Below are 14,621 nucleotides of genomic sequence, written 5' to 3'. Positions count from 1 at the left end.
GGCTTAGTGTCCTGCCTGTGGCCCGGGAACCTGGGCGAGGGGGAGCGGGGAATCGTCGATCCGGACGTGCTCGCCGGGGTGGGCGTGTTGCAGACCTTCAATGACGATGCGGTCGCCGGATTTCAAACCCTGCGTGACGACCCAGCGATCGTTTTGCGCGGCGCCCAGTTGCACCGGTTGCAGGCTGACTTTCTGCTCGGCGTCCAGCAGCAACACCTGGGCGACTCCGGCGCTGTCGCGCTGAATGGCCCGTTGCGGCACGGTGATGCCTTGGTTGTTGATCGCCTGTTCGAGGCGCACACGGATGAAACTGCCCGGCAGCAGGTCCAGGTCCGGGTTGGGGAACTCGCTGCGCAGGGTGATCTGGCCGGTGCTCGGGTCGACGCTGAGGTCGGTGAACAGCAACTTGCCGGGCAGCGGATAAGGGCTGCCGTCGTCCTGGATCAAGGTAGCCTTGGCCTGGTCCTGGCCGACCGCTTGCAAAAAACCTGCGCGAAAGGCACGGCGCAGATCGTTGAGTTCGCGGGTCGATTGCGTGAGGTCGGCGTGGATCGGGTCCAGTTGCTGGATCAACGCCAACGGCGTGCTTTCGTTTTGCCCGACCAAGGCGCCCTCCGTCACCAGGGCGCGCCCGATGCGCCCGGAAATCGGCGCGGTCACCGTGGCATAGCCCAGGTTCAGTTTCGCCCGTTCCACCGCAGCCTTGCTGGCAGCGACGTCAGCGGCGGTCTGGCGCACGCTGGCCCGGGCGTTGTCGTAGTCCTGGCCACTGATCGCCTTGTCATCGATCAACTGCGCGTAACGCTGGGCTTGCAAACGGGCCTGGAACGCATTGGCCTCGGCCTTGCGCAACGCCGCCTCGGCACTGTCCAGGTCAGCCTTGAACGGCGCCGGATCGATGCGAAACAGCACATCGCCCTGCTTGACGTCGCGGCCCTCATGAAACACCCGTTGCAAGACCACGCCGGCCACCCGCGCCCGGACTTCGGCAACCCGTGGCGCGACGATCCGGCCGCTCAGCTCGTTACTGATCGACAGGGGCCGTGCCTGGACGGTTTCGACACGCACACTGGGCAGCGGGGCGGCGGCTTGCGGGGTCGAGGCGCTATCACAGCCACTGAGCAGCAGTGCCCCGACCAACAGGCCCAGTGTGACGAAAGGAATCTTGGACATGGTACTTCCCCACTATTGAGCCGCCCATGGTAGGGATCCAGGCTCATGGCAGGGGTGAAGCTTTGTAGGCGCTCTGTGAAATTGTGTAATCACTTAAATACGAAAGTGCTCCACCAACTGCTGTTGATGGTTGGCCATGGCATGCAACGAGTGGCTGGCCTGCGAGGCCTCCTCCATCCGGCTGCTCAAGGTCTCGCTGATCCCGCGAATGTCACTGACGCGATGGCTGATGTCTTCCACGACAGTGCTTTGCTCCAGGGCCGCGCTGGCGATCTGTTGGTTCATGTGTTCGATCACTTCCACGGCGTCGGTGATGCGCTGCAGCGCCACATGGGTCTTTTCGACTTGAGTGACGCTGTCCCTGGCCTGTTCTCGGCTCAGTTGGGTGCTGTGCACGACCTCCTGGCTCAATTGTTGTAGCGCTTCGATCACCGTGCGTATCTGCTCGACCGAGTTCTGGGTGTTGCTGGCCAAATGGCGAACTTCGTCGGCCACCACGGCGAAGCCGCGTCCCTGTTCACCCGCCCTGGCCGCTTCGATGGCGGCATTCAAGGCCAGCAGGTTTGTCTGTTGGGCAATGGCGCAGATCACGTCCAGCACTTGGCCGATGTGTTGGCTGTTGCCGGCCAGCGCCTGCACTTGTTCGAGGGTGGTTTCCAGGCGTCGGTCGAGGCTGTCGATGCTGTTGACCGCGTTGGCGAACAATTCCCGTCCCGATCGACTTGCGTTTTCGGCGACGGCGGCGGCATCAGCGGCCTGGTGGGAATGACGGGCTACTTCCTGGGCGCTGGTGCTCATTTCATGCAGGGCGGTCGCTGCCAGTTCGACTTCCCGGTACTGCGTATGCATCCCCGCACTGACTGCCCGGGCCACCTGCGCCGACGTATCGGCGGTGTTGCGGGTGTCCAGGGAGGCTTGCTGGATATCGCGGATAATGGGCTGCAACTTGTCGAGAAAGCGGTTGAAGCCCTGTGCCAGATGGCCCAATTCATCGTGACGGTCGTTGGGCAAGCGCTGGGTAAGGTCACCGTCGCCTTCGACAATCGCATCGAGCATATGCGCCACCCTCAGCAGCGGCCGGGTCACGCCGTAAGCGGTGAGCCAGATGAGCAACAGTCCCAAGCCGGCAGCCAGCAATCCCAGGCTGAGGTTGAACCAGTTGGCCTGGCGATGCTTGTCGTCCAACTGGGCCTGCATGTGCAGGGCTGGCGCTTGTACAAGCGTTTCAGGCACGCGTATCTGCAATTGCCAGGGCGCATTGGCGGGAACGGTTTGCACGGCTTGCCGAACGTCGACCGAGGTGCCGTCAACCGCGCCGCTGTGGCCGGCAATTTGCCCGGATGGGGAAAGAATGTTGATTTCGCTGTGACCGGGGTACAAGTCGTTTGCAAGGCTGGCGGCGAGTTGCTGAAGGGTATCGAGGCTGATGTCCATGCCGACGACACCGATGACTTTGCCCTGGTCCAGCAGCGGTATGGAGATGCTGCTCATCAACGTCTTCTGGCCTTCGACCTCAATTGCGTAGGGCTCTGTCACGCAGGTTCGCCCCTGGGTCTGCGGGCAGACGTACCAGGCGTTGGCCGGCTCGCTGCCCGGTGGTGCGGTGTTGGCGCTGATCTGGGCTTCGCTGAGCACCTCTTGCACCAGATGGCCGGGTTGGCTTTGCGACCAGTACAGGGCAAAGCGACCTTTTTCATTGCCGGCCAGATCGCGTTGGCTAATGAAACCGGCATCTTCACCGACCAGCGCGTCAGGAAGCAGCACCACGTAGAGGCCGAGGACCTTTTCACGGTTCTGGAGGGCCTGGCGGGTCGTGGCGATCAGGTCCCGGCGCAACTGCGCTGGCGTCAGTCGCCCGTTCCACGCCTGGGCGCGCAGTTGCAGGACCTGTTGGGCGAAACCTTCCCCATAGATCGCTGTTTCGCTGAAAAAGCGCTCCACCCGCTGACCATGGGCCAGAGCCTGTGCCTGCAGGCCTTCCAGGGCCGAGCGCCCCAGTAGTTGACTGCTTTGCTGCTTGAGCAGCGTGGCGCCTTGCTGGTTCTGATACAGGGAGGCACCGGTCAATGCCCCGACGACGGCCAGCAGGCACAGCCCACTCAGGAGCGTGATCCGCCATTGGATAGAGAGACGAGCGAAGAACATGCTGAAGTTTTCCTGCGCGTGGGGGCTTTTATTGTTTTGGGCCCAGCGCTGTCTGAACGGTGGGCGAGGTTATCTTGCGGCAGGAAGCGCTTGCCCGTTATCCCGAATCGGCAGCCGTTGTGCTCCGGCATGGGGCTAATGCGGTTCACTTGGGGCAATGACATACCTGTGGCGAGGGGATTTATCCCCGCTGGGCTGCGCAGCCGCCCCCCTAAGCAGTCAACTCACTCTGTCAGATACATCGGGTTGCTTGTATTAGGGCCGCTTCGCGCCCCAGCGGGGATAAATCCCCTTGCCACAGGTATGTCGTCGGCCTTAATGGGCTGACCTGTTTTAGGGCGCGGCTTCGGATGCTGCCGTTTTGGGATAGCGAAGGGTTTTGGCAAGGGCCTAGCATCGAATCCAGCGTGCAACCAAAACAATAAGCATCTGGACAGCGGTGAAGCTGGCCGCGCCCCGATCCTACAGCGACTGCCTCATACAATAAGGTCAAGAGAAATGAGTGTGTCTTTCCCGATCAGCAGCTCGACGGAGCTGAAGCGAGGCGCCCTGGGCGTTGGCTTCATTATTTTCTTTGTGATTTCGGCGGCGAGCCCCTTGAGCGTCATCGCCGGCGGTTTCCCCATTGGCATCATGCTAGGCAATGGCGCCGGCACACCGGCTTTGCTGCTCCTGGCGCTACTGGTGTTACTGGCCTTCTCGGTGGGCTACACCGCCATGTCCCGGCACATGACCAACGCCGGTGGATTCTATGCGTTCACCGCTCGCGGTTTGGGTGGCTTGGCCGGTGGTGCGGCGGGGGTGCTGGCGATGTTTGCCTACAACATTCTCCAGGTCGGCCTGTACGGCATGTTCGGCGGCGTGGTCAGCGGCACGATGGCCAGCGTCTTTGGTCTGGATTTGCCGTGGTGGACGTATTCGCTCCTGGCGATGGCGAGCATTGCGATTCTGGGTTATCGCAAGATCGACCTGTCGGCCCGGGTGCTGTCGGTAGTGGTCATTGCCGAGTACCTGGCGATCCTGACGCTGGATTTCGCCATTCTGAAAACCGGTGGTGACAGCGGTATCAATCTCGATTCCTTCGACCGCAGCCATGTGTTCAGTGGTACGCCGTCCATCGGCTTGCTGTTCTGCTTTGCAGCGTTTATCGGCTTCGAGGCCACGACTATCTATGGCGAAGAGGCCAAGAATCCGCACCGTACGATACCCATCGCAACCTACAGCTCGGTGCTGCTGATCGGTGCTTTCTATGCCCTGTCGGTCTGGGCGATGGTGATTGGCGTAGGGGCCGACAAGATCGTGCCGACCTTGCAGGCACTGCAGGATCCGACCACGTTCATCTATGGCATGTCCGATCATTTTGTCGGCCCGCACCTGACCCAGATCATCCGCGTGCTGTTCATGGTCAGCATCTACGCCGGGCTGTTGGCGTTCCACAACGCCGCGGCGCGTTACTTCTATGCCATCGGGCGTGACGGTTTGCTGCACAGCCGGTTGGGCACCACCCATCGCGTGCACCAGAGTCCGCACATGGGCTCAGTCCTGCAAAGCCTGATCGCGGCGGTGGTGGTGCTGATCTTCGCCGCGCTGGATGCCGATCCGATCCTTCAGTTGTTCGCTTGGTTTTCCAATCTGGCGACGCTGTGCGTGATCTTGCTCATGGCCCTGACCTCTGCAGCGGTATTTGTCTATTTCCGCGTGCACCCGGAACTGAAGCTGGGACTCTGGCGCGGTCGGATTCTGCCGGGTTTTTCGTGCCTGGCATTGCTGGCGGTCCTGGTCCTTGCAGTGATTCATTTCGACGTGCTGACCGGCGCCAGCCAGCTCTTGTCCTACGGTCTTTGCGCGATCATTCCCGCCGCACTGATCGTCGGCGTGTTCCTCGCCGCCCGATTGCGCAAGGCCTCGCCCGAGCGGTTCATGGCGCTGGGCAGCCACAAGCTCTAGGGCGTCCGCGACATCGTCAAACCCCACAAAAAACAACTGCGCTGTCGTTCGGGACGGTCCGACAGCGCGTGAAAGGAAGGTGTCATGCACGATTATCAAATGCTCATCAATGGGGCCGGGGTCGACGGCGATAACGGTCACTTCGATGTGGTCAATCCGGCGACCGGTACGGTGTTCGCCCGGTGCTCGGCCGGTTCCCTGGCCCAGCTGGACCTTGCCGTCGAAGCGGCGCAGTCTGCCTTTGTCGAGTGGCGCCACAGCACCCACGAAGACCGCCGCCAGCGCCTGCTGAGCATCGCGGCGCAGATCGAGCAGGACGCCGAGTCGTTGGCCCGACTGATTGTTCTGGAGCAGGGCAAGCCGCTGGAACTGGCGCTCTTTGAAGTGATGGGCGCGGTGGCCTGGACGCGCTACACCGCCGAGCAGCAGATCCCCGTGGAGCTGGTGGAAGAAACCCTGAGTCAGCGCATTGAACTGCACCGCAAACCGTTGGGTGTCGTCGCGTCGATCACGCCCTGGAACTGGCCGTTCATGATTGCCGTCTGGCACATCATGCCGGCGCTGCGTGCCGGCAACTGCGTGATCAGCAAGCCGTCCAGCCTGACCCCGTTGAGCACCCTGCGCCTGGTGGAGATCATCGCGCGCCATGTGCCTCGGGGCGTGATCAATAGCGTGACCGGTGAGCAAGGGTTCGGCAGTGCGATCACCGCGCACGCCGGTATCCAGAAGATTGTCTTCACCGGCTCGACCGCCACCGGCCAAAGCGTGATGCGCGGCGCCGCCAGCAACCTCAAGCGTCTGACCCTGGAGCTGGGCGGTAACGATGCCGCCATCGTGCTGCCCGGCACGCCGGTCGAGGAGGTCGCCGATGACATTTTCCAGGCGGCCTTCCTGAACATGGGGCAGACCTGCGCCGCCCTCAAGCGTTTGTACATCCACCAATCCCAGTACGAGGCCTTTGCCGAGGCCCTGGCCCTGATCGCTCGGCGTCAGGTGGTAGGGGATGGTTTGGCGCCTGGGGTCACGTTTGGACCGGTGCAGAACCTCGAACAGCTAGCGCTGGTGGAGGAACTGGTGGCGGATGCCCGTGCCCATGGGGCGCGGGTGTTGTGCGGCGGTGCCCGCCTGGACCGACCGGGCTTTTTCTATCCGCCGACCCTGGTCGCTGACGTGACCGACGGACACCGACTGGTGGACGAAGAACAGTTCGGTCCGGTGCTGCCCCTGATTGCCTACCAGGATGTCGAGGACGTCCTGCGCCGCGCCAATGCCAGCGACATGGGGTTGGGCGGGTCGGTCTGGGGCCCCGATGTCGAGCAGGCACAGGCATTGGCCAGTCGTCTTGAAAGCGGCGTGGCCTGGGTGAATTGCCATGCACAAATTCAGCCCAATACGCCATTTGGCGGCAGCAAGATGTCCGGATTCGGTGTCGAGTTCGGCCTTGAAGGGTTGCTGGAATTTACTGGCCAGCAACTGCTGTACGTACGCAAGCGTGAAACAGAATGAGGACTGCAACCATGTACGAGCAATACAAGACAGCACAGAAGAAGTTCTGGCACCCGATGAGCTCTGCGGCGCCAGCCAATCGCTCCAAAACGTTGATCATCGCCCGTGGCGACGGTAACTACATCACCGATATCGAGGGCCATCGCATGCTCGATGGTGTCGGCGGCCTGTGGAACGTGAACGTGGGCCATAACCGGGCTTCAGTGAAAGCGGCCATCGCTGCGCAACTGGACGAGCTGGCTTATTACCAGACCTTCGACGGCATTGCCCATCCCCGGGTGTTCGATCTGGCCGAGCGACTGACGTCGATGTTCTCCCAGGAGAACATGGCGCGGGTGTTGTTCAGTTCCGGCGGTTCCGATGCGGTCGAGACGGCACTGAAAATGGCCCGCCAATACTGGATTGCCAGCGGCGAGCCAGGGCGCACGCGCTTTCTGTCGTTGCGCAATGGCTACCATGGCGTGCACGTGGGCGGTACATCGGTGGGCGGCAATGGGGTCTATCACTACAACCACGGGCCGCTATTGGCCGGCTGTCATCTGCTCGATACGCCCTGGCTGTACCGCAACCCCTGGGACTGTCGCGATCCGCAAGAGTTGACCGCTCATTGCATTCGCCAGTTGGAAGACCAGATCGCGTTGCTTGGCCCACAGACCATTGCCGCGCTGATTGCCGAACCGGTACAAGGCGCCGGCGGCGTGATCGTGCCGCCCGCACACTACTGGAAGCAGCTGCGCGAAGTCTGCGATCGCCACGGCATCCTGTTGATCGCCGATGAAGTGGTGACCGGCTTCGGCCGCACCGGCTGCATGCTCGGCAGTCGTGGCTGGGGTGTCGCGCCCGACGTACTGTGCCTGGCCAAGGGCATCACTGCCGGCTACATCCCCATGGGCGCCACGGTCTTCAACCAGCGCATGGTCGATGCCATCGAGAATGGCCCGGGCTTCAGCAGTGTGATCATGCACGGCTACACCTACAGCGGTCATCCAACCGCATGTGCCGCGGCCCTGGCGGTACTGGATATTGTCGAAGCCGAGGACCTGCCGGGCAATGCCGGAAAAGTCGGTGCCCAGTTGCTGGAGCAACTACAACCGCTGACCGAGCGTTATGCGGTGGTGGGCGAAGTGCGTGGCAAGGGCTTGATGATTGCCGTGGACCTAGTGGCGGACAAGGTAACGCGCGAGCCGCTTGACCCGGCCAACGGCCTGGCCTCGCGCATTGCCGAGCAGGCGCGCCGGGCCGGCGTACTGGTGCGCCCGATCGGCAACAAAATCGTGATGTCGCCACCGCTGACCCTCACCAGCGACGAGGCCGCCCTTATGGTCGGCGCGTTGGACAGCGCGCTCGCCGACTGCCGCTAGCCTGTTCGCCGGCGCAGTGTCTTGCGCCGGCTCCTGAATACAAAGACAGCCTTCAAAGGCGCACCACAAGGAGCTCCAGTCATGCGGTCTCTATCGCGTATGGATTTTTTCGGCAGTGGCCTTGCCTGTACGCTGGCGCTTTGTGCCACGAGTCAGGTCCAAGCCTATGAGTTGTATGCCGATGAAGACACTCATCTCAACGCCGACATGCTGGCGGTGTTCGGTCATTTCAACAGTCGCAAGAACTACGACGGCAGGTCCGGTGGTTCAACCTGGCGCGAAGGCTTCATCAAGTATGGCGTCAGCGGCGACCAGGGCCTGGCCGGCCGGGGCATCGCCTACGGTGCGTTCAGCCTGGTCAGTTCCGCTACTTGGGGCGATGGCGACCCTTCCGGGAATACGCTTGGGAGCGAGCGCACGACGAAGATTGAAGACGCTTACCTGGGCTGGCGTTCCGCGGATCTTTTTCCCGTGTTGGGACAGGACGGTGTCGATATCTCTGGCGGACGCCAGGTGGTCAAGGTGGGGCGAGGTTTCCTGATCAACGATGACGGGCCAAACCTGGGCAAGGGGCCTGCCGATGGCCGCTTGAATCGAGGGGGCGCCTATTACCTGGCGGCTCGGCACGCGTTCGATCAAACCGCCGTTCTGCGTCTGGGCGGGCAGGACGGCATGCATGGCAGCGTGGCGTGGCTCAAGTCCGATAACCGCGCCCAGGCCGAAACCGAACTCACCGCCGCTACGCTGGATTACACCGCCAAGGCCGGTACGTTGGGCCTGACGTGGATACACGGCATCGACGTTAATGACCGCTGGGCCAGCGATTTCCAGAAGCAGCGCAAGGGTATGGATGTCTACAGCATTCGCGGTGAAGGCGATGCGGGTATCGAAAATGTCAGCCTGGCATTTGAATACGCCTGGCAAGACAAGGACGCCGGACCTGAGAAGGCCTGGTACGCCGAGGCCGGATATGCCTTTGCAAGCGTTGCCTGGGCGCCGAAGCTGACCTATCGCTACACCCGCTATTCGCAGAAGTGGGACTCACTGTTCACCGGGCAAAGTACCGGCTATGGCACCTGGTTCCAGGGCGAAGTCGCGGGTAACTATGCCGGACCCTTCAACAGCAATACGGGGATCCACCATGTCGGTCTGAAGGCCACACCATTGGAAAACCTGACCCTCGGTGCGTTGTACTTCGACTACAACACAGTGCGTAAAAGCAATGCCCTCAACCTCGACGCCCGTGAGCTGGATGTTTATGCCGAGTGGGTCGTCAATGAGCACTTGATCGTCACCCCGCTGGTAGGTCTCTACAAACCGGATCGGGACGCCACGACGGGGGGCAATCAAGTGACAGGCAATGGCACTAACGTGTACAGCCAGGTGAGTGTGGCCGTGCCGTTCTGAAACAGGGGTTGTTCGGTAAACCCTGTGGCGAGGGGATTTATCCCCGCTAGGCTGCGCAGTAGCCCCATACAGCCAACTCAATCTATCTGACACACCGAGTTGTTTGGCTTTTAGGACTGCTGCGCAGCCCAGCGGGGATAAATCCCCTCGCCACAGAGGCATCGTTTCCCTTTAGTGAGCCGCGCCTGGCTTTTAGCCGACTGCAGGCGGATGTTGCATCCGCTCGGCAATCCTCCGGGTGGTGTCCATCACCATTTCAACCACGGTTTCCTGGCGCAGTAGCTTGAAACTGTCGGTGCTGCCCACGGCCGAAAGGCTGCCCACCACTTCGTCGAGCTCCGGGTTGAAGATCGGCGCTGCGATACCGGTGAGCCCCAGGTTGAGTTCGTCGTGGGTCATGCAATAGCCGTCTTTGCGGATCTTTTTCGCGGCCTTGGAGAAGCTTGTCCAGTCATGGCCGCTGTCGGGGTCGTGGGCCAGGTGTTCTTCGAACAGGCGTTGCAGGCGCCGACCCTTCTGGAAGGCGATCAACACCTTGGATTGCGCACCGCGAAAAAACGGCAGCGGTTGGCCGCGGCCGAATGAAAACTGATAGGTGTCACTGGGTTCGGCGATGTAGGTGTTGATGATGCGCCCGTCGTAGAAAACGCTGGCGAACACCGCCAGGCCGGTGGCTTCGGACAGCTCGTGCATCAGCTCGCGGCCTGCCACCAGGATCGGGTCGTACTGGCGCATCATCCAGTCCAGCTCAATGATGCGTGGCCCCAGGCCGTAGCTGCCGGCATCCACCCGCACCAGCAGGCCGGCATCGCACAAGTCCTTGACGTAGCGGTACACGGTCGCCCGTGACAGGCCCATGCGCTCGGCGATGGTATCGGGGTCGATCTTCAGTGTGGCCGGGCCGAACAGGTCCAGGACACTCAGCATTTTGCTCAGACTGCTCATTTCGCTCCTAAAGGGGGAATGGCGCGTAGGGGGCGTTGGGTGAGCACTATAGGTAGCCGCGGCGGTGATGAAAAGCCCGCGTGCTCGCTCAGGAGCGCCTTGTCACGGTAATCCATTGCTTGAGAAATATGAATGGATTTCCAATATTTTTATCTGATAAAAACTGCATTAATCTCAAAATATGATTTTAATGCAGAAAAACAGCTTGTTTTGTCGATCTTCATGTGTGATAAATCTCAGCCACTGCAAACGCTCGAGCGAGAGGGCTGGAAATGAATGGTGCGCAACTGATAGTGAAGGCGGCGGTGGCGAGCGGTATCGAATACTGCTTCGCCAATCCCGGAACGACCGAAATCCCCTTGGTGGCCGCCCTGGCCAGCGCACCTGCCCTCAAGCCGGTGTTGTCCTTGTTCGAGGGGGTATGCACCGGTGCTGCGGACGGCTACGGCCGGATTGCCGGCAAGCCGGCGATGACCCTGACCCACCTGGGGCCTGGCTTTGCCAATGGTATTGCCAACCTGCACAACGCCCGTCGCGCCAATACCCCGATCGTTAATGTCATCGGCGATCACGCGTCATGGCACGTCAATTACGATCCGCCGCTGGCCAGTGATATCCAGGCGCTGGCCGGGAGTGTTTCCGGGTGGGTGCGTACATCGCGCACCGCGTCAGGTGTGGGGGAAGATTTCCAGGAAGCCGTGCGTGCGGCCTGGCAAGCCAAGGGGCAGATTTCCAGCCTGATCCTGCCGATGGACTTGCAAGCCAACGAGGTGGAGCGCGAGCGCGCCTTCACCGCGTTGCAGGCCCCGGTTCGTCGTTTTGCCGGTGACCGGATCGAAGCCGTGGCCCAGGCACTGCGCAATGGCCAGCGCCTGGTGTTTATCGTGGGTGATCAGGGCTTGTCCGTCGCTGGCCTCGAAGCGGCGGGGCGTTTGGCCCAACTGCCGGGTGTGCGGATGTTCGCCGAAACCTTTCCGCGCCTGAGCTATCGCGGTGGTGGTTTGCCTGATCTGGATCGCTTGCCGTATTTCCCCGAGGTTGCCATTGAGATCCTTGACCAATACGACGCCGTGGTTTGCGCCGGGGTCCCGGATCCGATCAGTTACTTCGGTTACGAAGGCATTCCTTCGCGCCTGGCGGAACGTGATCGCCTGCTTTACCTGGCAGAAGTAGGGGACGACGTTGCGGGTGCGCTCACTGCGCTGGCCGATGCGCTTGAGGCTCCGGCTTATGTGTCCACGTCGCGGGCTATCGAGCTACCAGCGGGCAGTGCCGAGCTGACGCCGCAGTCGATCGGGCAGGTGTTGGCCGCCTCGCTGCCGGACGATTGCATTGTCTCCGTGGAGGGTGGGACCTGCGGTTATCCGTTCTTCACCGCTTCGGCCCATGCCGCACGGCATCGGGTGTTGACCAACACCGGTGGGGCCATCGGCCAAGGTATCCCGGTGGGATTTGGCGCCGCCCTGGCGGAGCGCGGCAATACGGTGTTCTGCCTGCAATCGGACGGCAGTGCCCAGTACACCATCCAGACTTTGTGGAGTATTGCCCGGGAGCAACTGCCGGTGGTGATTCTGATTGCCGCCAACCATCGCTACGCGATCCTGCAGAACGAGTTGCGCCGCTTTGGTATGACCGAGCTGGGCCCTGAGGCCCTGAGCCTGACGGTGCTGGACCGTCCTCGCATCGATTGGAAAGCCCTGGCCAAAGGCTACGGCCTGCCGGCCAGCACCGTACACACCAATGCTGAATTGCAGCGCGCCCTGGCCAACGCCAAGGCCGATGGCGGTCCGTGCCTGATTGAAATGGCGCTGTAAAGGAGGAGCTATGAGTCAGATCCAATTGTTACCTGCCGTCGAACAATTCCTGTCACAACCTGGGCGCCTGTTTATCGGCGGCACCTGGCAGGACGCCGCCAATGGTCGCCGGTTTGCCGTGGAGAACCCGGCCACTGAACACACCCTCGCTGAAGTTGCCGAAGGCGGCGAACGCGATGTGGATGCCGCCGTCGCTGCCGCCCGCGCGGCCTTTACGGGGACTTGGGCGCAGCAGTCGCCGGCCCAGCGCGGCCTGCTGTTGTTTCGTCTGGCTGAACTGCTCGACCAGCACCGCGAGGAGCTGGCGCAACTGATCACCCTGGAAAACGGCAAGCCGATCGCCGCGGCCCGGGGTGAAGCGGCCAGCGCGGCCAACATCATCCGTTACTTCGCTGGTTGGCCGACCAAGATCGAAGGCAGCACGCTCCCGGTATCGCCCTCCAGTGGCGCGCCGATGCTCAATTACACCTTGCGTGAGCCGGTGGGTGTCTGCGCGTTGATCGTGCCGTGGAACTTCCCGTTGACCATGTGCGTGTGGAAGCTCGGTCCGGTGTTGGCGACCGGCTGTGTCGCGGTACTCAAGCCCGCCGAACAGACGCCTCTGGTTGCGATTCGCCTGGTGCAACTGATCGAAGCCGCTGGTTTTCCGGCCGGGGTGGTCAACCTGATCACCGGCCTGGGCGTGCATACCGGCGGACCGCTGGCCCAGCACCCGGACGTGGACAAGATCGCCTTCACCGGCTCGACCCAGGTGGGGCGGCTGATTGCCCAGGCGGCCACCGGCAACATGAAGAAAGTGTCCCTGGAGCTGGGGGGCAAGTCGCCCAACATCATCTTGCCGGACGCCGATATCGTCCGTGCGGCCAAAGGCGCCGCCGATGGCATTTTCTACAACCAGGGCCAGGTCTGCACCGCCGGCTCGCGCCTGTATGTGCACGCCAGTGTTCTTGACCAGGTACTTGAAGAACTCCAGCGCCATGCCGCCGCCCATGTGCTGGGGCCAGGGCTGGATCCGGCCAGCAGCATGGGCCCGCTGGTCTCGGCCCGGCAGTTGGGCACGGTGCGTGGCTACCTGCAACGGGGCCAGGAAGAAGGTGCCGAACTGATTTGCGGCGGCGACCGGCCGGCCCATCTGGAGCGCGGCCACTTCATCCGCCCCAGCGTGTTTCTCGACCGCGCCGAGCGCGCCTGTGTCGCCCGGGAAGAAATCTTCGGCCCTGTGCTGACCGTCATGAGCTGGACCGAAATCGATGAACTGGTGCTGCGCGCCAACGACTCGCCCTACGGCCTGGCGGCCGGTCTGTGGACCCGCGACTTGCGTTCAGCCCATCGCGTGGCGGCACAACTGAAGGCCGGATCGGTGTGGATCAATTGCTGGAACGTCGTAGACCCGGCCTCGCCGTTTGGTGGTTACAAACAATCCGGATGGGGCCGGGAAATGGGTAAGAACGTGATCGATGCCTACACCGAAACCAAAAGTGTCTTCGTCGATCTCGCCTGAGCCGAACAATCACAAGAGGAACTGCTATGGATCTGGAATTGCAAGGCCGCGTGGCGATCGTCACGGGCGGTGGTATGGGCATCGGCAAGGAAGTCGCGCGTTTTCTGTCCCAGGAGGGATGCAAGGTGGTGATCTGTGCGCGGCGCATGGAGTATCTCCAGCAGGCCGCCGAAGAAATCAGCGCACAGACCGGCAACGAAGTGCTGCCGCTGTTCTGTGACACCAATCAGATGTCGGCCGTGTCCGACATGGTGGAGGCCGCCCACAAGCACTTTGGCCGCATCGACATCCTGGTCAACGGCGCCGCCGCACCGTCCGGCGTGGTGCGCAATGACATTGAACATGCGGGCGACGATGAACTGCTCTCCGACCTCAACACCAAGGTGATCGGGTATTTCCGGTGTGCCAAGGCGGTGACCCCGCACATGAAGGCCGGGGGCTTTGGTCGCATCATCAACATCGGTGGCTTGACCGGGCGCGGCAGCAAGGTCCTTTCGGGCATGCGCAACCTGGCCATCGCCCACATGACCAAAACGCTCTCCGATCAACTGGGCCCTTCGGGCATCACCGTCAATCTGATTCACCCCGGTGTGGTGGATACCCCGCACATCCAGGAGCTGTACGAGCGCGAAGGCGTCAAGCAGGGCAAGACGCCGGAGCAGGTGGAGCAGGGCTACATCGACGCAACGCCGATCCGCCGCACGTTGGCGCCCATCGAAATGGGCTGGCTGATCGGTTTCCTGGCGTCGCCCAAGGCGGGCGCCGTGACGGGAGAGTCCATCGGCATCGATGGCGGCCTGACCCGTGGCATCTTCATTTGAG

9 protein-coding genes and 2 pseudogenes are annotated in these 14,621 nt (G+C 62.1%); 7 read left to right on the top strand and 4 right to left on the bottom strand.

From position 1 onward, the window contains the following. Positions 1–3 precede the first annotated feature (3 nt). The 3 genes and pseudogenes from AC3I65_RS15330 to AC3I65_RS15320 all read right to left on the bottom strand — a co-directional run. Entirely contained in the window at positions 4–1,173 is a 1,170-nt protein-coding gene (locus AC3I65_RS15330) for an efflux RND transporter periplasmic adaptor subunit (RefSeq protein WP_487777082.1), read from the bottom strand. A gap of 93 nt (positions 1,174–1,266) precedes the next feature. Continuing rightward, positions 1,267–1,863: pseudogene (locus tag AC3I65_RS15325) on the bottom strand (methyl-accepting chemotaxis protein); the annotation flags it as partial. Between the two features lie 261 nt (positions 1,864–2,124). Continuing rightward, positions 2,125–3,318: pseudogene (locus tag AC3I65_RS15320) on the bottom strand (PDC sensor domain-containing protein); the annotation flags it as partial. A gap of 498 nt (positions 3,319–3,816) precedes the next feature. On the opposite strand from AC3I65_RS15320, the gene AC3I65_RS15315 reads away from it, so the two are divergent. The 4 genes from AC3I65_RS15315 to AC3I65_RS15300 all read left to right on the top strand — a co-directional run bounded on the left by AC3I65_RS15315 (position 3,817) and on the right by AC3I65_RS15300 (position 9,539). Continuing rightward, positions 3,817–5,265, top strand: coding sequence for an APC family permease (locus AC3I65_RS15315; RefSeq protein WP_488523957.1), 1,449 nt, complete (start codon positions 3,817–3,819; stop codon positions 5,263–5,265). 84 nt (positions 5,266–5,349) lie between these two features. Next, positions 5,350–6,771 carry an aldehyde dehydrogenase family protein gene (locus AC3I65_RS15310; protein WP_139049796.1) on the top strand — a complete coding sequence of 474 codons (1,422 nt, stop codon included), beginning with the start codon at positions 5,350–5,352 and terminating at the stop codon, positions 6,769–6,771. Between the two features lie 11 nt (positions 6,772–6,782). Continuing rightward, complete coding sequence (locus AC3I65_RS15305; protein ID WP_139049797.1) at positions 6,783–8,132, top strand: aminotransferase class III-fold pyridoxal phosphate-dependent enzyme; 1,350 nt, start codon at positions 6,783–6,785, stop codon at positions 8,130–8,132. An 81-nt stretch (positions 8,133–8,213) separates the two neighbouring features. Then, positions 8,214–9,539, top strand: a complete 1,326-nt coding sequence (locus tag AC3I65_RS15300; protein ID WP_488523956.1) for an alginate export family protein — start codon at positions 8,214–8,216, stop codon at positions 9,537–9,539. 192 nt (positions 9,540–9,731) lie between these two features. On the opposite strand, the gene AC3I65_RS15295 is transcribed toward AC3I65_RS15300, so the two are convergent. Continuing rightward, positions 9,732–10,484: an IclR family transcriptional regulator gene (locus AC3I65_RS15295; RefSeq protein ID WP_139049799.1), complete on the bottom strand. Its 753-nt coding sequence runs from the start codon at positions 10,482–10,484 to the stop codon at positions 9,732–9,734. 272 nt (positions 10,485–10,756) lie between these two features. On the opposite strand from AC3I65_RS15295, the gene AC3I65_RS15290 reads away from it, so the two are divergent. The 3 genes from AC3I65_RS15290 to AC3I65_RS15280 are packed head-to-tail and all read left to right on the top strand — an operon-like array spanning position 10,757 to position 14,620. After that, positions 10,757–12,298: an acetolactate synthase large subunit gene (locus AC3I65_RS15290; RefSeq protein ID WP_488523955.1), complete on the top strand. Its 1,542-nt coding sequence runs from the start codon at positions 10,757–10,759 to the stop codon at positions 12,296–12,298. 10 nt (positions 12,299–12,308) lie between these two features. Continuing rightward, the gene (locus tag AC3I65_RS15285; protein WP_139049802.1) at positions 12,309–13,799 is read left to right on the top strand and encodes an aldehyde dehydrogenase family protein; all 1,491 of its coding nucleotides are present in this window, start codon (positions 12,309–12,311) and stop codon (positions 13,797–13,799) included. 26 nt (positions 13,800–13,825) lie between these two features. Continuing rightward, positions 13,826–14,620: an SDR family NAD(P)-dependent oxidoreductase gene (locus AC3I65_RS15280; protein ID WP_139049803.1), complete on the top strand. Its 795-nt coding sequence runs from the start codon at positions 13,826–13,828 to the stop codon at positions 14,618–14,620. Position 14,621: the final 1 nt, after the last annotated feature.

The sequence above is a fragment of the Pseudomonas sp. N-1-13 genome (genome assembly GCF_057787095.1).
Note: the sequence above shows the minus strand (reverse complement) of the source record. Positions and strands in the feature narration are given on the sequence as shown.

Excerpts from the sequence above, each read along its gene's own strand:
- AC3I65_RS15330 (WP_487777082.1), bottom strand. The coding sequence starts at position 1,173 with ATGTCCAAGATTCCTTTCGTCACACTGGGCCTGTTGGTCGGGGCACTG.
- AC3I65_RS15315 (WP_488523957.1), top strand. The coding sequence starts at position 3,817 with ATGAGTGTGTCTTTCCCGATCAGCAGCTCGACGGAGCTGAAGCGAGGC.
- AC3I65_RS15310 (WP_139049796.1), top strand. The coding sequence starts at position 5,350 with ATGCACGATTATCAAATGCTCATCAATGGGGCCGGGGTCGACGGCGAT.
- AC3I65_RS15305 (WP_139049797.1), top strand. The coding sequence starts at position 6,783 with ATGTACGAGCAATACAAGACAGCACAGAAGAAGTTCTGGCACCCGATG.
- AC3I65_RS15300 (WP_488523956.1), top strand. The coding sequence starts at position 8,214 with ATGCGGTCTCTATCGCGTATGGATTTTTTCGGCAGTGGCCTTGCCTGT.
- AC3I65_RS15295 (WP_139049799.1), bottom strand. The coding sequence starts at position 10,484 with ATGAGCAGTCTGAGCAAAATGCTGAGTGTCCTGGACCTGTTCGGCCCG.
- AC3I65_RS15290 (WP_488523955.1), top strand. The coding sequence starts at position 10,757 with ATGAATGGTGCGCAACTGATAGTGAAGGCGGCGGTGGCGAGCGGTATC.
- AC3I65_RS15285 (WP_139049802.1), top strand. The coding sequence starts at position 12,309 with ATGAGTCAGATCCAATTGTTACCTGCCGTCGAACAATTCCTGTCACAA.
- AC3I65_RS15280 (WP_139049803.1), top strand. The coding sequence starts at position 13,826 with ATGGATCTGGAATTGCAAGGCCGCGTGGCGATCGTCACGGGCGGTGGT.